Origin of the sequence: Neptuniibacter sp. PT8_73, from assembly GCF_047778045.1 — a bacterium.
Classification (GTDB): domain Bacteria; phylum Pseudomonadota; class Gammaproteobacteria; order Pseudomonadales; family Balneatricaceae; genus Neptuniibacter.
The window spans coordinates 3,801,446-3,825,657 of record NZ_CP180545.1 but is presented as its reverse complement, the minus strand read 5'-3'; the positions used below and the strand labels follow the sequence as shown (position 1 = coordinate 3,825,657).

At 47.0% G+C, this 24,212-nt stretch carries 17 protein-coding genes and 1 pseudogene; 4 read left to right on the top strand and 14 right to left on the bottom strand.

All coding sequences use genetic code 11. The annotated features are described in order from the left end of the window. Positions 1-201: 201 nt before the first annotated feature. Both ACMXYN_RS17555 and cysZ read left to right on the top strand, forming a co-directional pair. On the top strand, positions 202-426 hold the full coding sequence (locus tag ACMXYN_RS17555; RefSeq protein ID WP_415882917.1) for a hypothetical protein: 225 nt from the start codon (positions 202-204) through the stop codon (positions 424-426). A gap of 9 nt (positions 427-435) precedes the next feature. Continuing rightward, the gene (gene cysZ / locus ACMXYN_RS17550; protein ID WP_415892890.1) at positions 436-1,209 is read left to right on the top strand and encodes a sulfate transporter CysZ; all 774 of its coding nucleotides are present in this window, start codon (positions 436-438) and stop codon (positions 1,207-1,209) included. Positions 1,210-1,265: 56 nt separating this feature from the next. On the opposite strand, the gene phoR is transcribed toward cysZ, so the two are convergent. The 13 genes and pseudogenes from phoR to ACMXYN_RS17485 form a co-directional block, all read right to left on the bottom strand. Further along, positions 1,266-2,585: a phosphate regulon sensor histidine kinase PhoR gene (gene phoR / locus ACMXYN_RS17545; RefSeq protein ID WP_415892889.1), complete on the bottom strand. Its 1,320-nt coding sequence runs from the start codon at positions 2,583-2,585 to the stop codon at positions 1,266-1,268. Between the two features lie 20 nt (positions 2,586-2,605). Further along, complete coding sequence (gene phoB, locus ACMXYN_RS17540; protein WP_415886324.1) at positions 2,606-3,301, bottom strand: phosphate regulon transcriptional regulator PhoB; 696 nt, start codon at positions 3,299-3,301, stop codon at positions 2,606-2,608. A gap of 124 nt (positions 3,302-3,425) precedes the next feature. Then, positions 3,426-4,325, bottom strand: a complete 900-nt coding sequence (gene ubiA / locus ACMXYN_RS17535) for a 4-hydroxybenzoate octaprenyltransferase (RefSeq protein ID WP_415892888.1) — start codon at positions 4,323-4,325, stop codon at positions 3,426-3,428. A 177-nt stretch (positions 4,326-4,502) separates the two neighbouring features. After that, the gene (nirD, locus tag ACMXYN_RS17530) at positions 4,503-4,847 is read right to left on the bottom strand and encodes a nitrite reductase small subunit NirD (protein WP_415892887.1); all 345 of its coding nucleotides are present in this window, start codon (positions 4,845-4,847) and stop codon (positions 4,503-4,505) included. A gap of 30 nt (positions 4,848-4,877) precedes the next feature. Then, entirely contained in the window at positions 4,878-7,382 is a 2,505-nt protein-coding gene (gene nirB, locus ACMXYN_RS17525; protein WP_415894513.1) for a nitrite reductase large subunit NirB, read from the bottom strand. A 150-nt stretch (positions 7,383-7,532) separates the two neighbouring features. Beyond that, a pseudogene (locus tag ACMXYN_RS17520) lies at positions 7,533-8,585 on the bottom strand (NAD(P)/FAD-dependent oxidoreductase); the annotation flags it as partial. 332 nt (positions 8,586-8,917) lie between these two features. Continuing rightward, entirely contained in the window at positions 8,918-10,639 is a 1,722-nt protein-coding gene (locus tag ACMXYN_RS17515) for a protein kinase domain-containing protein (protein ID WP_415892886.1), read from the bottom strand. 140 nt (positions 10,640-10,779) lie between these two features. After that, entirely contained in the window at positions 10,780-12,249 is a 1,470-nt protein-coding gene (locus tag ACMXYN_RS17510) for a NarK family nitrate/nitrite MFS transporter (RefSeq protein WP_415892885.1), read from the bottom strand. Positions 12,250-12,501: 252 nt separating this feature from the next. Beyond that, on the bottom strand, positions 12,502-13,389 hold the full coding sequence (locus tag ACMXYN_RS17505) for an ABC transporter ATP-binding protein (protein WP_415892884.1): 888 nt from the start codon (positions 13,387-13,389) through the stop codon (positions 12,502-12,504). A gap of 85 nt (positions 13,390-13,474) precedes the next feature. Beyond that, positions 13,475-14,461: an ABC transporter permease gene (locus ACMXYN_RS17500; RefSeq protein WP_415892883.1), complete on the bottom strand. Its 987-nt coding sequence runs from the start codon at positions 14,459-14,461 to the stop codon at positions 13,475-13,477. A 73-nt stretch (positions 14,462-14,534) separates the two neighbouring features. Then, entirely contained in the window at positions 14,535-15,914 is a 1,380-nt protein-coding gene (locus ACMXYN_RS17495) for a CmpA/NrtA family ABC transporter substrate-binding protein (RefSeq protein WP_415886314.1), read from the bottom strand. A 473-nt stretch (positions 15,915-16,387) separates the two neighbouring features. Next, positions 16,388-17,413: a CmpA/NrtA family ABC transporter substrate-binding protein gene (locus ACMXYN_RS17490; protein WP_415892882.1), complete on the bottom strand. Its 1,026-nt coding sequence runs from the start codon at positions 17,411-17,413 to the stop codon at positions 16,388-16,390. Between the two features lie 17 nt (positions 17,414-17,430). Then, entirely contained in the window at positions 17,431-18,036 is a 606-nt protein-coding gene (locus tag ACMXYN_RS17485; RefSeq protein ID WP_415882905.1) for an ANTAR domain-containing response regulator, read from the bottom strand. Positions 18,037-18,265: 229 nt separating this feature from the next. Between ACMXYN_RS17485 and ACMXYN_RS17480 the strand changes: the two genes are divergently transcribed. After that, positions 18,266-20,896: a molybdopterin-dependent oxidoreductase gene (locus ACMXYN_RS17480; RefSeq protein ID WP_415892881.1), complete on the top strand. Its 2,631-nt coding sequence runs from the start codon at positions 18,266-18,268 to the stop codon at positions 20,894-20,896. Between the two features lie 234 nt (positions 20,897-21,130). Further along, the gene (locus ACMXYN_RS17475) at positions 21,131-23,332 is read left to right on the top strand and encodes an EAL domain-containing protein (protein WP_415892880.1); all 2,202 of its coding nucleotides are present in this window, start codon (positions 21,131-21,133) and stop codon (positions 23,330-23,332) included. Between the two features lie 8 nt (positions 23,333-23,340). Here ACMXYN_RS17475 and ACMXYN_RS17470 read toward each other — a convergent pair whose 3' ends face one another. Continuing rightward, complete coding sequence (locus tag ACMXYN_RS17470) at positions 23,341-24,138, bottom strand: NAD(P)H-flavin reductase (RefSeq protein WP_415892879.1); 798 nt, start codon at positions 24,136-24,138, stop codon at positions 23,341-23,343. Between the last annotated feature and the right edge of the window lie 74 nt (positions 24,139-24,212).

Here is a 24,212-nt window from a genome sequence, read left to right as displayed (position 1 = left end):
TCCAGCAGCTGCGTAATACTAGCGTCGTTAATCTGCGCTATGGTCTGGTGGAAAAATAAGTTGCTCAACCAAGGCAGTGCAGCCGACTACATTGTTTTTTGGTACGCTAGGGAACCGTTTTCGGTTCAAAGGTCATCTGATCAATGAGCCGTAAGCATAAAACGGGTTACTTTCTACTGGCAATAAGTAAAGGCGAATGTGATGTATCTGGCAATATTAGAGCAATTTTTATTTTGGGGTGGTTTGCTAGTATTTTTGGTTTCTCTAGCGATGTACGCTGGACGCACCAAAGACTTTAAGTCGCTGGTGGAATTTTGGAAACCTACCATGGACATGACAAAGCGGGAATTTAACGTAAACCGCGTCGGTCTTATGATGATGATAGGTGCTGTTGCGATTAAATTAATTGTATTTTTAACTTACTAAAAGGTAATTATGAAAGGAAATCCAGTAAGAGGTGGCAGCTATGTTTTACGGGGCTTGCAGATGTTGCCAGACCCGGAGATTCGTCCCTTTGTACTTGTCCCACTACTAACCAATATTGTGCTGTTTGTAACCGCGATTTGGTTATTGTTTAGTAACTTTGGCGCTTGGGTCGATAGCTTAATTACAACGTTTCTACCTGATTGGGAGTGGTTGCAGTTCCTGCACTACGTTTTATGGCCAGTGATGGCCTTGTTAGTTATTGTCTTCGTTTATTACGGCTTCTCTATAGTGGCCAATATCATTGCCGCACCGTTTAATGGCTTCCTATCTGAGAAAGTAGAGAAGCGTCTACGTGGTGATGTAGTCACAGACGATGGTTGGAAAGAGGTGGTAGCGCTGATTCCAAGAGCGATTGGCCGCGAGCTTTCTAAGCTTGCTTATTACCTGCCGCGTGTTTTGTTTCTGTTGGTGTTGTCGTTTATTCCGGTGATTAACCTGATCTCGCCTTTCTTGTGGATCTTGTTCGGCGCTTGGATGATGGCGATTCAGTACTGCGACTATCCGATGGATAACAACAAAGTTAGCTTCAAGAATATGAAGCTGATGTTGAAATCTGATCGCCTAACGTCAATCGGTTTTGGTGGCTTGATTCAACTTGGCATGTTGGTGCCATTATTGAACTTGATCCTTATGCCTGCTGCGGTAGTTGGTGCAACCATCTACTGGGTCGAGGCCCACTCAACAACTGAGATCGATCTGGACCAAAAACGTCTGGAATCGTAAATAAAAAAACGGCCTACTTTGAGCAGGCCGTTTTGTTTTATCTCTTCAAAATAAGTTTAAGCGGAGTGTTCATCTTCCACATGAGACGGTGCGATCATCTCTGTTGGGAAATGGCAGGCAAAGGTGCTGCCTTTCCCTAGCTTACTCTTAATCGTTAGCTGGCCACCGTGACGCGCCAGCACGTGCTTCACAATGGCTAAGCCAAGGCCGGTGCCGCCACTGGCAGAAGAACGACTCTCATCCACTCGATAGAAACGCTCGGTTAGACGTGGCAAGTGCATCGCTTCAATGCCTGGACCTGTGTCTTTTACCGAGAAGTGGCCGCCTTGTTCGTCGGTCCACCAACGAACTTCAATCTTGCCGTTCGCCGGGGTGTAACGCACGGCGTTAAATACCAGATTGGAAAAGGCACTGTGTAGCTCAATCTCTTGGCCGTTAAGGTCAAAAGCGTTGTCGATATCGAGCGTGATCTGATGATCTTTATCTAGTGTTTTCGCCAGTTGCTCCGCATCTTCGACAATATGAGTCAGGACACTGCGGATCTGGATCGGGTGTTCGTCCGATGCTTGATTACTGGCTTCTAAGCGAGAAAGCAGCAACAGGTCTGAAACTAAGTTTTCCATTCGACGCGCTTGGTTTTGCATAGAGCTCAGACCGCGCAGCAACGGTTTTGGCAGGGCTTGGTCCAAGAAGGTCTCCAAGTACCCCCTAATCACTGTAAGCGGTGTACGCAGCTCGTGAGAGGCATTTGCAACGAAGTCTTGTCGTGTTTGTTCCAAACGCATCAGACGAGAGACATCACGTGCGACTAACAAACGGTCTTCATCACCAAAGCGTGTGATATGGAACTGAATCTGAATATCACTGTGTGCTGGTGATGGTAGAGTAATCGAGTCGTTGTACTGCCCGCGTTTGTAATAGCGAACAAAGCGCGGATCACGCAGTAGGTTCATGACCGGCATACCGCGGTCCGATTCCTGATTAAGCCCTAACAGATGGTTAGCAGACTTGTTCCACCACTCTAAGTTGTGGTGTCTATCGATGATGATAATGGCATCGGATAGGGCAGAAGTAGAGTCCTGAAAGCGCGAGATAATGCTTTTTAAGCGATCTTCGCGCTTTTGACGACCACGCTGCAGGCGTGACAGCTCATCAAAAAGCTCACCCCAATGGCCCGTGCATTCAGGTGGTTCCTGTTCCACTTCGGATTGGAACCACTGCATCAAACGATTGAATTGGCGTGCCTGAAAGATGGCCCATACAAATAGGCTTAACGCTAATGCCCAACTTGGGTAACCAATTAATAGCCCCAAAGCAAAGGAGCATCCACTCACCAGCAATAAGCTGGTAAACATCGAGTGGCGGTTTTTGTGCATGGCTTTTCCTTGCTAACTAATCAGGCTACATCGGCAGAGAAGCGGTAACCCGTTCCTCTGACAGTTTGTACCAGATAGTCATGACGCTCGCCAAGTGCTTTTCGTAAACGACGGATATGAACATCAACAGTACGTTCTTCAACGTAGACGTTACCACCCCACACCATATCCAGTAGTTGGCCGCGCGAGTAGGCGCGATCTTGGTGTGTCATAAAGAATTGCAGTAGGCGAAATTCAGTCGGGCCAAGTTCGATTGGTGACTGATCAGAGGTTACGCGGTGCGAAATAGGATCTAGGGTTAGACCGTCCACTGTGACTGGCTCTTCAATACCTTTAGGCGTTGTACGGCGCAGTACAGTCTTGAGACGGGCTACAAGTTCGCGTGGTGAAAAGGGCTTAGTGATGTAGTCGTCTACACCGGTTTCTAGGCCTTTAATTTTATTATCTTCATCGGTTTTAGCCGTGAGCATAATAATTGGGATATCGGCAGTGGTTTCATCTTTGCGCAGACGGCGCGCAAATTCGATTCCGCTCATGCCTGGCATCATCCAGTCCAACAAAACCATATCTGGCTTGTCATCCACGATCAGGCCGTGTGCTTCTGTGGCATTGCTTGCTTCGAAGCAGTCGTAGCCAGCCATTTCTAGCGCAACAGCGATCATTTCGCGAATTGGCGCCTCATCATCAACAATCAGGACGCGTTTGGATAGAGACATGCGTAATTGCCCTTTTCAACTCAATTTATCGACGCCAATATTAGAAGACAATAGTGTTACACAAATATGACAAACAGTAACAATTCGCCATAAACAGTTAAAAAGTAGCTGATTTTGGGGTGTTTTACAGTAAATCTAAGGCCGCATAATGTCCCGCAAGGCCAATAAAAATCGCAAGGCCAGCGTAATGATTATTCAAGAAAGCCTTAAAGCAGGCATCGCGCTCGCGATCTCTAATCAATAGCTGCTGATAAACAAATAAAATGCCTGCCACAGCAAGGCCAACATAGAAGATCCAGCCCAGTTGTAACTTCATTCCCAGTAGTACAAATGTCAGTAGGGTAGAGGCCTGAAGCACGCCAATAATCACTTTATCGGCATCGCCAAACAGAATCGCGGTCGATTTCACCCCGATCTTAAGGTCGTCATCGCGATCCACCATGGCGTACATAGTGTCGTAGGCTACGGTCCACAACAGCGTTGCTATATAGATCAGCCATGCGTAGGAGGGAACGGTTTCATTTACAGCGGTAAAGGCCATAGGGACCGACCAAGCAAATGCAGCGCCCAGTACCACCTGTGGCAGATGGGTATAGCGCTTCATAAACGGATAGCAGGCTGCGAGTAAAAGGCCTCCACCGGATAACAGAATGGTGGTGAGATTGGTAAAGAGAACGGCAATAAACGCGATCAGCATCAATCCGGCAAACAGCACTAAGGCTTCTTTGGCGGTCACTAAACCTGCTGGAATAGGACGCTGTGCGGTACGTTTTACATGACCATCGATTTTACGGTCAGCAAAGTCATTGATGACACAACCGGCAGAGCGGGTGAGGAAAACCCCAAGGGTAAAGATAATAAGGATGTCATAGCTTGGAACACCTTCGGCAGCAATCCAAAGTGCCCAGTAGGCCGGCCAAAGCAGTAGATAGATCCCAATTGGCTTTTCTACGCGCATAAGGCGGCTGTAACCAATCAGTTTTTCTTTGGTCGAAATCGGTGTTGAGGTGCTCGGTGAAGCCATGATCAAGCTCTGCTTAACAAGGTTTCGGCCATTCTACCTCTCCAGCTGGTCGCTGGAAACGCTGAGTTAATCTTAACTCGCGATGAGAGCGGTTACCCTCTAGTTTTCTCCTCTGTAGAGAGGAAAAACTGACTTCCCTGTGCAACCGTTCCATCTTGTATCTATAGCTACCGGTTATTACAGCATGATTTGAACCTGGTCATCGACAACGCGAGCAGGCCACACAGGTACGCTGACATCGGGTTCTTCGATGCAGGTACCTGAGCTAAGTGAAAAGTGTTGTTTGTATAAAGGCGATGCCACCATCGGCTCGCCCTGCAGATCGCCGATTAAACCGCGCGATAGTACGTTAGAACCGCTAAACGGGTCGTTGTTACCTACGGCAAAGATCTCGTTCTCATACTCTGGGATATAGAACAGTGCGATCTGTTGGCCCTCATGCATAGCGGCTACGCCAGAATGAGGGATAAGGTCGTTTTTGCTGCATAGATCTATCCATTCAGCGTTGTTTTGACTTGTCATAATAAAAGCTCCTATTCGCTTAATGGCTAGTTATGCCGGACGGATCTGATCACGTTCCATGATATGAACGATCTGCGGATCTGCCTGTTCTTCAGTGTTCACGAAAGTACGGAAACGTTTTAGTTTCTCTTCGTCTTCTAGGGTCGACTTCCACTCACACTGATAGGTCTCTACTACATGGCTCATTTGTGATTCGAGTTCAGCGGCAATCTCTAATTTGTCATCGATTACCACTTCGCGAAGGTAATCTAGGCCACCTTCTAAGTTATCCATCCAAACCGACGTACGCTGTAGACGGTCCGCTGTTTTCACGTAGAACATTAGGACACGGTCGATGTAACGAATCAGTGTTTCGTCATCTAGATCGGTCGCAAATAGGTCGGCGTGACGAGGCTTCATACCACCGTTACCGCAAACATAGAGGTTCCAACCGTTTTCAGTCGCGATTACACCTATATCTTTACTCTGTGCTTCAGCACATTCACGAGTACAGCCTGATACAGCAAATTTGATTTTGTGAGGTGAGCGCAGGCCTTTGTAGCGGTTCTCAAGTTTGATCGCCATACCAGCACTGTCATTTACACCGTAGCGGCACCAGGTACTACCTACACAAGATTTCACAGTACGTAGGGACTTACCGTAGGCGTGACCTGTTTCGAAACCAGCATCGACGAGTTCTTTCCAGATCAACGGTAGTTCGTGTAGCTGAGCGCCGAATAGGTCGACACGCTGACCACCGGTGATTTTGGTGTAAAGGTTATATTTCTTAGCAACCTGACCTAACACGATCAGTTTGTCTGGTGTGATCTCACCGCCGGCAACACGTGGAACGATGGAGTAAGTACCGTTCTTCTGCATGTTCGCCATAAAGGTATCGTTTGTATCCTGTAGAGATACCAATGGCTCTTCCATGATGTGCTCATTCCAGCAAGACGCCAAAATAGAACCGGCAGTTGGCTTACAGATCTCACAACCTAGGCCTTTACCGTGTTTCTCTAGTAGTTCAGAGAAAGAGCGGATACCTTCAACACGGATGATGTGATAAAGCTCTTCACGGGTGTATGCAAAGTGCTCACAAAGGTCGGTATTTACTTCAACACCGCGTTTTTCTAATTCGCAATCTACAACGCTCTTCAGCATCGCTGCACAACCACCACAACCCGAAGCGGCTTTAGTGGCATCTTTTACGTCTGCAACCGAGGTTGCACCTTCATCGATAGAGCAGCAGATCTGGCCTTTAGTTACGTTTAGGCAAGAACAGATCGTTGCTTCGTCTGGTAGCGCATCTGGTCCTAGTGCCGGTGCAGCCGAACCATCCAGTGATGGTAGGATTAGGCTTTGTGGTTTTTCTGGTAGATCGATGCCGTTAAGTGCATATTGAAGCAAAGTATCATATTTACTGTTATCGCCAACAAGTACTGCACCTAGGAGTTTAGTGCGATCTTCAGAGACAACGATACGGTAGTAAACCTGCTCGTCTTCATCAGAGTAGCGGTAGCTGATGCTGCCCGGTGTCTGACCGTGAGCATCACCGATAGAGCCTACATCAACACCTAGAAGCTTCAGTTTGGTACTCATATCAGCACCGGTAAAGGCACTGTCATCGCCCGCAATCGCAGCTACAGCTGTTTTAGCCATAGTGTAACCCGGTGCTACCAAACCAAAGATCTGGTTGTTCCAAAGTGCACACTCACCAATCGCGTAGATGTTTTCATCAGAAGTACGGCACTGATCGTTAACCATGATGCCGCCACGTTCGCCAATCTCTAGATCGCTTGAACGTGCTAGCGTATCTTGTGGACGGATACCCGCAGAGAACAGGATCAGATCGGTTTCTAGGTGTGTACCGTCGCTGAAGTTCATACGGTAGGTGTGTTCTTCACCGGCAACGATCTCCGTTGTCGCTTTGTTGCAGTGAACATCTACATCCAGATCTTCAATTTTATTTTTCAGTAGCTCGCCGCCATCTTCGTCTAGCTGAACCGGCATTAGGCGTGGTGCAAACTCAACTACGTGAGCTTTAAGACCTAGGGATTTCAAAGCATTTGCTGCTTCTAGGCCCAATAGGCCACCACCAACTACAACGCCAACTTTGGCAGACTCTGCACACGCTTGGATCTTATCTAGATCTTCCAAGGTGCGATAAACAAAGCAGGCATCACCATCATTACCCGGAATTGGAGGGACAAATGGGTAAGATCCGGTCGCCAAGACCAAGGTGTCGTAGGGATATGTACCTTGTTCTGTGATGACCTGCTTTGCATCGCGATCGATTTGCGTAGCGCCTTCGCTCAAGTGAAGGTTTACGCTATGGGTTTCATAAAAGTTATCTTCTACCAGACACAGATCCTGATACGTGGAACCGCCGAAATATTCAGAAAGATGGACACGGTCATACGCTGCGCGATCTTCTTCAGCCAGGATGTGAACGTCATATTCATTCGCGCTCTCTCCCGTTACAAAGTTTTCGACAAAGTGGTGTCCTACCATGCCGTTACCAATAACGACTAACTGTTTTTTAGGGCTGCTTGTCATAGCGGAATTACCTATATTTTGTTCTTCGATAACCTCGTCGCAAAGAGGGCTGCCAAATAGCAGCTGCGATCTGCAGGCGCTCAAATCTGTGTTGTTCTTTAATTGGTCGAAATACCATTGGCCTTCACGTACATCGCCATACAAAACGGCACCTTTCAGGCGATTGTCTTGTAACCAAAGCTTGCGATAGTGGTTCAGCTTCAGATCGTGATAAACCAAGGTTTCGGTGTTTTCGTCGTCGCTTAAGTCACCGCAGGAGAACAGTTCCACTCCACTGATTTTCAGCTGAGTAGCAACCGCTTCTTCAACATACTGCGCTGACTGCTCTAATAGGGTTCGGGTCAGAATTTCGGCTTGTTGCCAAATCGGTGCGACCAGACCGTAAGTAAATTGATCAAACTGGCAGCACTCACCCAGTGCAAATATGTCGCTATCACTGGTGCGCATCTGGTTATCGACACAGATGCCGCGCTCACAGGCTAAGCCGCTCTGTTCAGCTAGTGCTTTGTTAGGCGTCACGCCGATCGCGGTAATAACCAGATCAGCTTTTAGTTTCTCGCCGTCAGACATATGAACTGCTTGCACATGTCCGTCGCCAACGATGGCATCGGTAATCGCATCTAGGCGGAATTTAAGGCCGCGCTCTTCCAGAGAGTTCAATAGCATCGCGGCCGCTGTGCTATCTAACTGGTTGTTTAGTAGGTAAGGTGCACGTTGCAGTACAGTGACATCCATACCCAGAACTCGCAGACCTTCTGCGGCTTCTAGACCTAAGAAACCACCGCCGATCACAACCGCATGCTTATGGCTTTTAGCCATCTCTTTCATGCGATCTACATCTTTCAGGGTGCGGAAATTCATCACACCATCTAGATCTAGGCCCGGAAGAGGTACGCGAGTCGGGTAAGAGCCTGTAGCCATCACCAACTGGTCATACTCAACTTCGATGCCTGATTGGCTAATAACTTTTTTGTTCTCACGATCAATAACTTCTACTGGATCGCCACTGTGTAACTGGATCCCCTGTTCCGCATACCACTCCTGTGTCAGCGTAATAATATTTTCCAGTGGCGCTTCACCGCTTAGTAGGTGAGATAACAAAACGCGGTTATAGCTGCCGCCGGGTTCTTCACCAAAAACAGTAATATCAAACTGGCCTGCCGCCGATTCGCTCAGGCATTGCAGTAGTCGGCCTGTTGCCATGCCGTTGCCAATAATGATTAGTCGTTTTTTCATCTCAAACCCAACGTCAAAAAATAAAAAAAGGCGTTATCCATGCAGCACTTCAGGAAAGTACTGATGGAGAACGCCTTTGTTCTCTTAGCCCGATTTTTGTAACTAATACTGCAGAATTATCACCCCAACAGATCTTTGTTACGCAATAGATATAGCAGGGGGTGTGCCAATTTAAATAAAATCCTTATAAAACATATAGTTAATGTTTTTGGGGCGTTTGATACTCACTATAAGGGTTTGAATTTGAAGCACAAATCTGTCGCTGTGACCTGTTATGGTGCACTGCAATAGGGCATGGATCATTCCAGCATGCTTAATAGAACCAAATTGGAGATCAACAACACTCCGGCTAGAAGCTTCCAAACCAATACTGGGTTTTTCTCCAATAATGGTTGGTGCTGAATCTTGGCTTCAAGTGCATGGTTCGGACGGGTGAAATCTTTTTCAAACTCAGAGAATGCGTCATAACGGAAACGCGGATTAGGTTGCAGCGCTTTACGTAAGCAGCCTTCGACCCAAAGCGGTAGATCTTTGCGATGGTGCAGAGCCGGAATATATTCCAGCTCGGCGTAGTTAGCGATCTCTGCAGAAGAGGATGACATCTCTTTGTAGGGCAGTTTACCGGTGATCATCTCGTAAATGATGACAGCAAAAGAGAACAGATCCGATCTAAAGCTGCCGGATTCTCCCATCAAATACTCTGGTGCGATGTAATTCACCGAACCTTGTGGAATCGCTTTATCCAGAGGTGAACTCATCTCCTCGATACCGGCTATTTTCGCGGTACCGAAGTCGATAATTTTTACTCGCCCATCCTGATTGATCATGATGTTTTCGGGCTTCAGATCCTGATGCACCATATCCGCGCGTTGGAACGCTCTTAGCCCTTGAATGATCTGCTTAGCAAGTTTGCGTACCTCATCCAACGGTGGATTGGGATTGTCGTTCATCCACTCGCGCAGGTTCATCCCCTGAATGTGCTCACCGACATAATAGAGAAACAACTTTTGCTGTCGGCACGGATAGGTTTTCATCACATGGTGATGATCGATCCGTTGCCCCACCCACTCTTCGCGGATAAAGCCATCTAGGTATAAGGAATCATCGGAGAAATTAGTCGATGGCGCTTTGAGTACGTATTGCTGGTGAGTTTCTCTGTCTTTCACCAGATACATATGGCTTCGCGTGCCACTAAAAATCAGGTCGAGTACTTCATAGCCATCGATCTGATTGCCAACTTTCATCACTGGAGGAATAGGCAATTGAGTCAGTTGTTGGTGACTCTCTTCCAGCGATTTTACGGGCAGTTCATCGACACAGACGATCAGCGCTGTGAGGTTATCGTCACTGCCTTTAGCTAAAGCACTGCTAATCAGTGTATCCGCGGCTTTTTCGGGATCAGAAAAAGCATTCGCGAGAATCTTTTTCATCTCGGCGCGGGTTAAAAAATCGTGCACCCCGTCGGTGGTCATCAATAAGAGGTCGCCATCATTGAGTGGTCGAGTTGAATAATCGACTTCTAAATGGCGGTCGCCCCCTAAAGCTCTGGCTAAGTAGCTATGCCCACCCGATTTTCGCACATGGTCCTGACTTAGCTGCTCCAGCTCTCCTTGCTGGAAGTGATAGATGCGTGAATCTCCCACATGGAACATGTGTAGGGTGTTGGACTTAATCACCAAGGCAGAGAAGGTACAAAGCATATTGTCCTGCTCGCGATGGCTAAGGTTATTCTCTTTGTGTAACCAGCGGTTTAAGGCTGTCATTACGCGGGATACAGAGTTTCGTACACTCCAACTGTGGGGGGTACTGAAATAGTCCTGCATAAAACTGGTGACACTGGTTTGGCTGGCGATATGGGAATCTGCGCAGCTACTGACACCATCGGCAATCACTGCCGCAGCCCCTTTAAACTCCCGATCTGCATTGTCTGGAATATGAGCTGCAAACGCATCCTGATTGACGGGTTTTATCCCCGCAATTGATTTACCGCCAAAGCGTATAGATAACGTTTTATTACTCATATTCATGCCTATCGCAGAATCAGAAAAGCAGCCCAATCAGATTGGGCTGCGTAAGTTTTGCCTCTCTCTTAAAGGCAAAATTGCTACGAGCTCTTTTATTTAAGTCGCTTGCCTTTTCTATGGGCAATAAAGAGTACAGTTTATGAAACTTTAATTAGTTCCACTGTACCGTCTTCATTTACTTCCGCCATGTGACCTTTTGGCTCTTCTAGCAGTAGTAGTGCCAAGAAACCAAGTACAGCAGTTACTGCGATCACGGTGAAGAAAGTAGAGTAATCAACCATGGATAGCACAGTTAGATAGAACACTGCACCTACGTTACCGTAAGCCCCCGTCATACCTGCAATCTGACCTGTCAGACGACGCTTGATCAATGGTACAACTGCGAATACAGCACCTTCACCCGCCTGTACAAAGAAAGAGCATGCCATAGCAGCAGCAACGGCTAGGAATAGTGGCCATGTGCTATCAATCATAGACATCGTTGCATAACCTGCAGCCAAACCCGCTGTTAGGATCAATAGTGTTTTCTTACGACCAAAACGGTCACTGATCCAACCACCACCTGGGCGGGACATTAGGTTCATGAAAGCGTAAGCAGAGGCTAGAAGACCTGCGTAAACCATATCTAGTTCGAATACTTCAGAGAAGAACAGTGGCAGCATAGACACAACCGCTAGTTCAGAACCGAACGTCGCGAAGTAAAGTACGTTCAGTACCGCAACCTGTTTGAATTTATACTGCTCAACTTCAGGAACCGGCTTTTCAAAGATCTCTTTGTTAACGTTGTAGGCACTGACACAATCGTAAACAAGGATCGCACCTAAGCTCACGTAGATTACAACGGCAGCCATATCAGAAAGGATAGATACGCCTGCTGGAGAAAGCTTCCACGTTAGCAGCGAAAGGGCAGCGTACATTGGCAGCTTCATGATTAGCATGAAGACGAAATCACCTTTGCTAGTTACTTCCATACCGCCAATTTTCTTAGGCTTAAAGTAAGTAGAACCTTTTGGTGTATCGGTTACGTTTTTATACCAGATGAAACTGAATGCAAGACTCATTAAACCAGTAAGACCTACAGCATAACGCCAGCCGTCGTCACCACCGAATATCAAAGCGAGTGTTGGTAACAGCATTGCGGCAGCAGCGGAACCGAAGTTCCCCCAACCGCCGTAGATACCTTCTGCAGTACCCAACTCATTTGCAGGGAACCACTCACTTACCATACGGATACCGATTACGAAGCCCGCACCGATAAAGCCTAGAAGGAAACGTGAAATTGCTGCCTGAGCAAAGTCAGTCGATAGGGCAAATAGGAAACATGGAATACTGGCGATAAACAGTAGCGCAGCGTATGTGATACGAGGGCCGTATTTATCGGTCAGCATACCGATGATGATACGCGCCGGAATGGTTAGCGCAACGTTAAGAATAAGAAGTGTTTTTACTTCAGCTGGCGTTAGGCTCAGTGATTTGGCAATCGCGCCAAGTAGTGGAGCATGGTTGAACCAGACAAAAAACGTAATAAAGAATGCCATCCAGCTCATGTGCAAAATCTTCATTTTGCCGCTGAAAGCAAAAATATTTAGCTTTCCTGTGTCGCTCATAATTAAGGCCCTCGTAAGGTTTTAAAAGCAATAAAAAAGGCGTTCAGACCTCTGTCCTTTAACCTTGGGTGGTAGGTTAGGGAGAGAGGTATGAACGCCTTTGTTCGATTCTATGCGAGGATTTATCGCTCCATCGTTGGAGCACTCAGACTAGCTAACAAGGTGCGCTTTGTTGGTGCGCTTTCTTAGCTATGCACTGCTTTAGTCTGACCAAATCCTAGAATTCACCGTTGAAATGTAGGGTTTCAGTGCTTAAGCAGCTTTTTCCTCGCTTTCTGATTTATCATCTTGCACATCCTGTGCCAGATCTTGCTTTTTATCCTCTTTTGGTGCGGATTCCGCACTGTCAGGCTTGCGTTGCTTCTCATATAGGAAGGTCAGCACTTCATGACGATAGTGGTTGTACTGAGGGTCATCCGCCAATGCGATACGGTCTCGTGGGCGCGGCAGGTCGATATCTAGAATCTCACCTACAGTCGCAGCTGGGCCATTGGTCATCATCACGATACGGTCAGATAGCAGTACGGCTTCATCGACATCGTGGGTAATCATGATCACGGTGTTGTTGAGATCTTTTTGGATCTCCATCAGAGAGTCCTGCAGGTGAGCACGGGTTAGGGCATCCAAGGCACCAAATGGCTCATCCATCAGCATTACGGTGGGTTCCATTGCTAGTGCACGAGCGATACCGACACGCTGCTTCATACCACCGGAGATCTCATCAGGACGTTTGTCCATCGCGTGATCCATGTGTACGAGCGATAGGTTGTGCTCAATCCACTCGCGCATCTCTGCTTTTGATTTCTGCTTACCGAAAACCTGTTTCACGGCTAGCTCAACGTTTTCGTAAGCGCTTAACCAAGGTAATAGGGAGTGGTTCTGGAAAACCACTGCACGTTCAGGGCCCGGAGCATTGACCTCTTTGCCATCAAGTAGGCAACCACCTTTAGTCGCTTGATAAAGGCCTGCCACTATATTCAGTACAGTTGATTTACCACAACCGGAGTGACCGATTAGCGAGACAAACTCACCTTTATTGATGGTTAAGTTCACATCCTGTAGCGCTTTAAATGGGCCATTAGGGGTTGGGAAATCAATATCTACTTTTGTTAGTTCTAAATGCTTTGGAGGCTGAGTCATGATAATTCTCCTGCTGAGAGGCTTGGCCTCTCAGGCTTTAAATTCTGTTAACGTCCTATGTAACGTTTTGCTATTAACGCCTAACTTATCTAAGTACCGCAGTCTTATCCCAAGACACTTTCTTCTGTAGGAACAACATAACGCGGTCTAGCATGAAGCCGATCAGACCAATCACAAGCACGGCTACCATGATGCGGCCTAGGGAGCTGGAGCTACCGTTCTGGAACTCATCCCATACGAACTTACCTAGACCAGGGTTTTGCGCCAGCATCTCTGCGGCGATCAATACCATCCACGCGATACCCAGTGATAGACGCAAACCTGTGAAGATCATCGGGATAGAGGATGGCAGTACAATTTTGGTGACATGTGCGAACCAGCTTAGGCGTAGTACCTGAGATACGTTCTGCAGATCTTTACTGATGCTAGATACACCTACCGCTGTGTTAAGCAGTGTTGGCCACAAACTACATAGAGATACAGTGATTAGAGATGTCACAAAGGACTTAGCAAACATTGGGTCCTTGCTGACATAAACCGCACTGACAACCATAGTAACCAGTGGCAACCATGCCAGTGGCGATACCGGTTTAAACAACTGAATCAATGGGTTCAGTGCAGAGTAAAGAGTATTGTTTAAGCCGATCACGATACCCGCAGGGATGGCGATCAGGGATGCCAGAATAAAGCCTGACAATACCGTTACTAGGCTCGTACCGATCTGATCAAAGAACGTCGGGTTGCCTGTGTAAGGACGGATTTTTACTTTAGCGTTCGGATCTTTTTCTAGCTTCTTAGCGTTACGTTTCTCTTGGCGTTCGTAGAAAGCAGCCTCTTTATTACGTTCATTCTGGTGATCGTTTACCAGATTGATGGTTTGTTCATACACTGCCATAGGGCCAGGGAAAGCGCCCAAGGATGTATTAATGCTTTTCGCGCCGATCTCCCACACGAAAAGGAAAATTAGTAGACCAACCAGAGGTACCAGAAGGGTTTTGCTGAACTTCTGTAGATTGTCTTTCGGGTTTTCAAAAAAGGCACTGATGCCTGATAGTGCGGATGTATTACTCATAACTTGCTACTCCCTCGTTGACCTGAATTCCTCCCCCAAAACTGAGGGGGAGGAATATGCTTAACCAGTCAGATTAGATTTTCTGTTCTGGTTTCAGACCAATGTTGAACTTCTTCAGGTAGTCGTTTGGTTTCTTACCGTCGTAAGTGATGTTGTCGATAAAGTGAGTCTGCGGAGCACGGAAACCATCTTCAGTGTTGAAGTCTGGGAACATGTCTGGCGTCATCTTGCCTTCTTCGATCAACTCTTTAGCTGCTGTTGCGTAGATATCAGGACGGTAAACTTTCTTCGCGATATCCATGAACCACTGGTCAGACTTAGGTTCAGAGATCTGACCCCAACGACGCATCTGAGTTAGGTACCAGATCGCATCGGAGTAATACGGGTAAGTCGCGTTGTAACGGAAGAATACGTTGAAGTCTGGCACTTCACGCTTATCGCCTTTTTCGTACTCAAATGTACCTGTCATTGAGTTAGCAATAACGTCGTAGTCCGCACCTACATAGTTAGGTTGAGACAAGATTTTTACTGCTTCTGGGCGGTTCGCGTTGTTGTTATCGTCCAACCATTTAGCTGCACGAATCATCGCTTTAACGACGCGAAGGTGAGTATTTGGGTTTTCATCAGCCCATGCTTTAGATACACCAAATACTTTCTCTGGGTTGTTTTTCCAGATCTCGTAGTCAGTGACTACAGGTACACCAATACCTTTAAATACAGCCTGCTGGTTCCATGGTTCACCTACGCAGTAACCGTAGATCGTGCCTGCTTCCATTGTTGCTGGCATTTGTGGTGGCGGTGTTACAGACAGTAGGGCATCGGCATCGATCGTACCGGACGTATCACCGTTATGCGGTGCGTAGTAACCAGGGTGGATACCACCGGCTGCTAGCCAGTAGCGTAGCTCATAGTTGTGGGTAGATACTGGGAATACCATACCCATGTTAAATGGCTTACCTTCGTCTTTATATTTCTCAACAACAGGTTTTAGCGCATCGGCTTTGATCGGGTGTACTGGTTTGCCATCAGCTTGTTTAGGCACATACTCTTTCATCTGATCCCAGATATCGTTAGATACAGTGATCGCGTTACCGTTAAGGTCCATAGAGAATGCGGTGATGATGTGAGACTGCGTACCGAAACCGATAGTGGCACCTAACGGTTGACCTGCAAGCATGTGCGCGCCATCTAGCTGACCGTCAATGACACGGTCGAGAAGAACTTTCCAGTTTGCCTGCGCTTCTAGCGTTACGTAGAGGCCTTCATCTTCAAAGAAGCCTTTTTCATACGCAACCGCTAGAGGAGCCATATCTGTCAGTTTGATAAAACCAAACTTCAGATCTTCTTTTTCAGGCTCACCAATTGCTGCCCATGCAGGGACGGTAATTAATGATGCAGCTAAAACCGCACCGCTGATAACTTTACTTAGTAGAGCCTTTTTCTTCTTAAGCATGGATCGTTCTCCCAATCTTAAAAACAAAAAGGCGCCGAACATGATCACATCAATGTGATCAGCCGAGGCGCCTTTGCCTAGTTTCAAATTTTGTGACCTTCTGGGTCGTTTCTAACTATTTGAGTGCACCGCCATTGGTGTCCTCATTTGCTATCTAATAGAGCAGGTGCTGTGCCAGAGTTGTTAAAATCTATAAAAAACAATTAGTTATGTTTGGTTCGTTTGTTTTTTGGAATTTTTGTTGTGGTTTGTTGCGGTGCACAATGGGGCTTTGGTTCATTAAGTTGGTGCAAAAGTGAGAGGTCAAAAATAGGGCAAACGAAAAATGTTTTGGGGCGTCTGGTCAGAAAAGGGGCTTTAAAAGGAGAAGGGATTGTTAGAAAGGTAGGGTGTTTTTTGTCGGGAAAATTTGCCGAAAAAAAAGCTCAGTTATTAAAACTGAGCTCGTTTTAAGTGCTGATTGCCCCGCTTAGTTAAGCGCCAATCCAGTTTTGATATAGATCTTTGCGATAGACGTTATGAACGATCTCATCTTGATCAAATTCCAGCTCGCAAATCTGGCCGCATTTACGCATCTGATCGATTAAGAACAGCCCATGGTCAGGATCGGGGCAGTTCACATTCTCACCGGAGAAATGCTGCTCCATCGAATAAGGAGGTGTGAACTTAGATAACTGCTCTGCTGCCTGATCTAAATAAGGTGGCAGTGCGAGGAGTTTCAAAATCTCAGCCTGATTGCTTGGATCTTCCGCCCACAGACAGGCTTCGTGGATCGCTGTAATCAATGCGCGGTGGGTATTTGGGTGTTCATCGGCCCACTGCTGCGTGACGCCCAGTACTTTTTCCATATGGGAGCCCCAAATCTTATGGCCGGTACTCACAAGGCCACCAATCTGTTGCACTAAAGCTAAGCTATTCCAAGGTTCACCTACGCAGTAACCATCGATCAAACCGGTGGAAAGGTTATCGAGCATTTTGGTCGGTGGTACCGCGACCAGCTGAACATCCTCTTCGGTATTGATGTTGTTCTGGTTCAACCAGAAACGTAGTTGGTAGTGATGGTTTGAGTAGGGGTAAACGGTTGCGATAACCGGTTTGCGCCCACTTTGCTGGATCAGTTCTTTAAACTGTTGGCCGACCTGCTCACTGTCATCCCAATCAGAGATCTTATTGGACAGTGCCATATAAAGTTCTTGCGATAGGGTGATCGCCGTACCGTTCTGGCTTAGGGACAACGCCGTCATCATCGGTGTCGGGTTACCGTTTAAGCCCAATGTTGCAGCCAGCGGCATCGGTGCCAGCATGTGGGCTGCATCAAATAATCCAAAACTTACTTTGTCGCGAATAGAGGCCCAAGAGGACTCTTTACTCAGGATGACATTCAAACCATGTTTCTTAAAAAAGCCTTTCTCGCGCGCAACAACCAAAGGGGTACAATCGAGCAGTGCCACAAAACCTAGTTTCAGGTCAGTTTTTTCTAGTGTCAGTGCATCTGACATATCAGCTCCTATCTCTTTTACTTACTCAGGCCGTTCGCCAGTTGTAAAACTTCAATCACATTTCGTGCCACATCGGGAATTTTCTGGCCTCGGTCCATCGCAAGCTTGCGCAGGGTTTGATATGCCTGTTCTTCATCGCAGCCTTGATGTTTCATCAACATGCCTTTGGCTTTCTCTATGGTTTTGCGCTCTGCCAGTTGGTTTCTGGTTTTCTCCAACTCTTCACGTAATAAACTGTGAGCATCGAAATGAGCAATCGCCGTATCCATAATCGCTTTTACGCGGTCTGGTTGTAGGCCGTCGGCTATATAAGCGCTGACACCGGCGTTGATTGCTTCGGCCATCGTCCTGCGGTCGTTCTGTTGTTCCGCAAAAAAGACGATCGGGCGTGGATTGTTCTGGCTCATCGTCGCCATACTTTCCAACGTGTCACGGTTGGGTGAATCCATATCTATAATGACTATGTCGGGGTGGTTCTCCTCGACATGCTTATTTAGATCAGTGGTGTTAGGTAGATGACAGACAACATGGTGCCCCAGCGTATTTAACGCCTTCTCAAGCGCATTCACACGAATGGGCTCGTCATCGATCAACAGCACGTTTAAACAGTTTACTTTACTCATTAATCCAGTTCCGGAATTGGATAGCCTGTCATAAAGCAATATTTGTTCCATGGTTATTCGGGCGCTTTATGGCACGCGCTTTGCTGTACTAGGAGCAATACATTTTGATGCGCAACGGTGCGTGCTTACTCTTTCTTCAGTTTAGGGTATGCAGGCGCCTGCATTCCAAAAAACTGACCAGTAAGCCAAATATTTACGTTGCTCTTGGATAGTTTTATTGGAGGTAAAGATGCAAACGACAACGACCTGTCCTTACTGCGGCGTGGGCTGCGGGGTAAAGGCCGAAATTGCTGACGATTGCGTAGTTGCAGTAAAGGGTAACGAAGAACACCCCGCTAATTTTGGCCGATTATGCGTAAAAGGCTCCTCTTTAAACGAGGTATTAGGGGCCGAAGGGCGCTTACTTAACCCTGTCGTCGATGGTGAAATTGTTGAGTGGGATAGTGCTCTTGAAACAGTCGCTGAAGGCTTTAAGCGCACCATTATGGAGCATGGACCCGATTCTGTGGCCTTTTATCTCTCCGGCCAGCTCCTTACCGAAGATTATTATATAGCCAACAAACTGATGAAAGGCTTTGTCGGTACGGCCAATGTCGATACCAACTCGCGCCTTTGTATGTCATCAGCCGTAGCAGGCTATAAGCGCGCTTTTGGTGCTGATGCTGTGCCTTGCTGTTATGAAGACCTAGAGTTAGCCGAGCTGATCATCATCACCGGTTCAAATGCTGCGTGGAACCATCCAATCTTGTTCCAGCGCATGAAAGCGGCAAAAGCTAAGAATCCTAATCTGAAAATTGTAGTGGTAGACCCGCGCCGCACCGCGACTTGTGATATCGCCGATCTGCATATTCAGCTAAAAGCCGAAACCGATAGCTCTCTGTTTACCGGCTTACTCTCTTACCTAGCGCGCCATGATTACCTAAATTACGAATATATCGCCAACTTTACTGAAGGTTTCGCTGATGCCCGTGCTAATGCTGAGCTTACCTTCCCTGATGTTGATAGCGTGGCTAAAGCCTGCGATCTACCAATCATGCAGTTGCGAACCTTCTTTGAGTGGTATGCGAAAACTGAAAAAGTTGTGACTTTCTACTCGCAAGGGGTGAACCAGTCCGCAAGTGGTACCGATAACTCCAATGCCATTATTAACTGTCACCTTGCGACGGGTCGTCTAGGTAAAGAGGGTGCAGGACCGTTCTCTATCACTGGACAGCCAAATGCTATGGGTGGCCGTGAAGTCGGTGGCCTAGCGAACCAGCTTGCCGCGCATATGGAGTTAAATTCGCCCGAAGCGGTCGACCGAGTAGGACGCTTCTGGGGTAGCGATAATGTTGCGACCAGCGCCGGTTATAAAGCGGTTGATCTGTTCGAAGCAATTGAAGAGGGTAAAGTAAAAGCGATCTGGATTATGGGTACTAACCCTGCGGTAAGTCTGCCAAATGCCGATCAAGTGGTACGCAGCCTGAAACAATGTCCGCTGGTGGTGGTATCTGATTGTATGGCGCATACCGATACGGTTGCACTCGCCAATGTATGTTTACCGGCGACGGGTTGGAGTGAGAAAAACGGTACTGTAACTAACTCTGAGCGTCGTATCTCCCGTCAGCGTAGCTTACTGCCGCCATCAGGCGAAGCTAAACCGGACTGGTGGATTATCAGCGAAGTGGCCAAGCGTATGGGCTATGAGCAGGCCTTCAGCTACGATCACCCTTACGAGATCTTTAAAGAACATGCGGAACTATCTGGCTTTGAAAACAACGGCAGCCGCGCCTTTGATATCAGCCAGCTGCAAGATCTGGATCTGAAAAGCTACGATGCCCTGAAACCACAACAGTGGCCGGTAACCGATGCTGCGCCTTATGGCACCGCGCGACTATTTGCCGACGGTAAGTTCTTTACCCCATCGGGTAAGGCGCAGTTTATTACGGTTGATCCACACGACCCGCTACAGCAACCTTGCGACGAAATGCCTTTTGTTATGAATACCGGTCGTATTCGTGACCAGTGGCACACAATGACCCATACAGGGCGTACCAGCCGCCTTTTTCAACACCGGGAAGAACCCTTTGTTGAGCTCAACAGAGAGGACGCGGAAAAACTGAATATCAAAGAATCTGAGCTCGTTAAACTTAAAAACATTCAGGCGGAATATATCGGTCGTGCTCGCATCGTCGATACCGACCAGCGCCGTGGCGAAATCTTTGTGCCTATGCACTGGAACAAACAGTTCAGCGCTAAAGCAAGAATGGGTGCCTTGGTTCAACCGGCGGTCGATCCGTTCTCGGGCCAACCAGAAGGCAAGCACGCGGTGGTAAATGTCGAGCCGTATAACCCTGCTTGGGAAGGTTGGTTAATTACTCGCGAGCCCCTCGATGATGCGTTACCGGTGGAATATTGGTCGCGCGTGCCCAAAGAGAGTGCATCGCTCTACTATCTGGCAGACAGCAACAAAATCGAAGATATGCGTAGCTGGTGTCAGGAGCAGTTTGGTGAAATCGATATCTGGTTGGAAGATGCCAACCAAAATAGCTTCCGCGCGGCGGGTCTCAATGGCGAGCAGCTTGAGTGGGCTTTCTTCCGTATGCCTTACGGCCAAATCCCATCAACACTATGGTTGGAGCAACTCTTTGCCGAAACCGAAGTGAATATGGATCAACGCCGCTTCCTACTCAGCGTAACTGGCTGCGAACTAGAAGATCCGGGCGAGATCATCTGTAGTTGTTACCAAGTAGGTAGCCACGCGATCGAAGATGCGATCCAACAAGGCTGTAACTCACTCGATGCATTGGGTAACAAGCTGAAGTGCGGTACGAATTGCGGCTCCTGTATCCCTGAGTTGAATGGGATGTTGGGGAAGTAGTGTAGTAAATAGCGGATTTATTGAGCGAAAGCAGCCTTTAGGCTGCTTTTTTGTGTCAAACTGCTCAGCTTAGAGTTAGTCGCTTTTTTGGGTTCTACTATGATCCAGAAGCGAGCATTAATTCGTATGTCCGGCAGCCAAAGTCTATCCTTTATAGCAAAGCCATCAATCAGGATGAATGGGGCAATTTAAAGCACTCAGGAATGAACTCAGTTAAGTAAGAATATTGGTAGTATGAGTTTAAAATTTGATCAATCCGTTGATGCAGCGCTTAAGCTGGTAAATGAGCATAGTGGTCATCAGTATTTTGATGTCTTGGTCACTAGTCTCGCTCAACTGATTGATGCTGATTATGTTCTGATCGGTGAGTTGGATCTTGTTTCTCACCAAGCAAATACTGTCTCCTTATGGTGCGAAGGGCAGCTAGGTGAAAAGCTTTCTTATGATCTGGAGGGGACGCCTTGCGACAAAGTTTACAGTGGCGGCATATGTGTTTATCCCCGTGATATAGCAACGCTTTTCCCTGGCGACCAAATGCTGGATGACTTTGGCTTGCAAGGTTATGTCGGAAAAAGCTTAAAAGATGCTGAGGGTAAACCTATAGGTTTATTGGTTGCTCTGTTTAAGCAAAAGGATCAGGCCTGCGAAGATATTTTGGGCATTTTCGATCTTTTCGCCATACGCGCTTCTGCTGAATTAGAACGAACTCTCTGGGAGAGGGAACAGCAGAAACAGATCTCTCTTCTACAACAAAAAAATCAGCAGTTAGATCTTTCTCATCGAGTTTTTGAACATACGACTGAGGGGCTTCTGGTCTCTGATGAAAACAATAATATTCTTGAAGTAAACGCCGCATTTGAAAGGATGTGTGGTTACAGCAGGGCAGAGCTGATTGGAAATAACCCCAGTATGCTCAATTCAGGTCTACAGCCGAAATCTTTTTACGATGCGATGTGGCAGGACCTTTCCACAAAAGGCATATGGCAGGGTGAGCTGTGGAATCGTCGCAAGGACGGTGAAACTTATCCGGTATGGAGTTCAATCTCTCTGGTTAAAAATGATCGGGGTGAAATATCCAATTTTATCTCCAGCTTTAGAGATATCAGTTCAGAGAAGGAGTTGCAGGAGCAGCTCTATCACCAAGCTACCCATGATTATCTGACTGGGCTGAGTAATAGCTTTGAGTTCCAAGACCATGCTAGTAAAGCAATTGCTGTGGCTCAACGGGCTAGCCAGCATATTGCTTTGATTCGTATGAATATTGATAACCTGAATATGGTGAACTCTTCATACGGACATATCGTTGGAGATATGGTTGTTAAAACCATTGGTGAGAAGCTTAAAAGCCAAACGCGTGACAGTGATGTGCTGGCCCGCCTAGGCGGTGATGACTTTGCATTGCTGGCGGGCTTCGATAGCTTCCATCGTCTGGAAAAACAAATTAAACGTACTTTGCAGCTATTCACAGAGATTATTCACACTGAATCAGGCGATATATCTCCTTCTTGCTCTGTCGGTATTAGTATATTGGGGGAGGATGCCGAAGATCTTGATGCTCTAATGCGTAATGCCCAAACCGCTCTACGTTTTGCAAAACAGCATTTCCGTGGTGGCTATAGTTTTTATAGTCAGGAGTTTGAAGAGCAGGCCCGTCGACACGACAAAGTAGAAAACAGGCTCTACAAAGCGCTTTCTGAAGGCATGATTGAGCCGTATTTTCAGCCGATTGTTAATCTAAAAGATATGTCAGTCCATCATTGTGAAGCCTTGGCTCGCTGGACTGATGAGCAGTTAGGTCAGGTTTCCCCAGCAGAATTTATTCCAATAGCAGAATCAACTGGGCTTATACAGAAGTTAGGAGAATTGATATTCAACCGCTCTGTTCAGGTTTTTGCTCAGTTGAATTCTGAATTGAGTCGCGAGCAAAAGAACCCTGTAGGCGTCACGGTTAACCGCTCGCCGGGTGAGTTCAACTTTAGCAAAGGAGAGATGCCTACCACCGCTGAAATTCTAACCCAACACGATTTGAGCCCTGACTTGGTTTGTATCGAAATAACCGAAAGCTTGATGATAGAGTCACCTGATGAGGCATTAGAGCAGCTCAATCATATTAAGAACCAAGGGTTTTCATTGGCGCTTGATGACTTTGGTACCGGCTTTTCATCTTTGAGTTACCTGAAGCATTACCCTTTTGATTATCTGAAAATCGACCAGTCTTTTGTCAGAGATATGAAAGAGCAGGGCGAAGATTATCTCCTGGTGAAAACTATTATCCAGATGGCTAAAAACCTTGGTTTGCAAACTATAGCTGAGGGTGTTGAAACAGAAGAGCAGTGCCGACTACTTAAAGATTTGGGTTGTGATTATGGTCAGGGGTACCTTTTCAGCAAACCTCTACCACAGAAAGAACTGTTCCGGTTTGTTAGGGATGCTTAATTAGCTCTTCAACTAGCTGATATCTGTCCCCTTGGCGCAAACTCAAAAACATCTGAGTAGCAGTTCTCTTCCTTAAGCCCTTTCGACTCTAACTGATCGAGTGTTCCGTAAACCATATTGGGTGAGCCGCAGAGGTAGATTTGAGTGTCTCCAAGTGCATCACAATCTTCGCTTACCACTTTGTAGATATAGCCAGTGCGGCCGTTCCAGTTATCGTCTGGCGATTCGAGAATCGGCGTGAAACTGAGGTTCACATTCTGATCCGCCCAAGTTTGGAACTGCTCTAGCAGATAGAACTCTTCGCTATGCTTGTTCGACCAGTAAATACTCACCTCGGCATCAGGTTTACGTCTTAGTATCTCTTCGGTGATGCTTTTAATTTTGGATATGCCTGAGCCTGCCGCGATTAATAGGTGAGGCTGAGCAAGGTCAGTCTGTAAAAAGGCTTTCCCCATTGCCAGCGTTACATTAAGGGGTGTTTGGTTTTCTAAATGTTGAGATAGGCAGTTCAAAACCTTATCAGCAAACTCACTACCGTTTTGGATAAACAGCTGTAGGCGTCGAGGATTTTCTGAGTCAGGGCTGCTGGCAATGGTGTAAGAGAGCGTTTGTAGCTGACCATCGCCATTAACATCTAAATCGAGCTGCAGATACTGTCCTGCATGATAGTTAAGCTCTGTACCTGCTGGCGATTGCAGCTCAATATCAAATGTATCTGTATCAAAAGAGCCATTACTCAAAGGGGCAAACTTAACAACCTGACAAGGGTAAGAAACGACTGGGTAGGTTGTGGCAACGTTACTCATAAACAAACCTAAATATTCTGTTTTCGTGACGGATTGCCAAGCAGCTTAAAGAGCTTATTGCATGAGTAGAAATG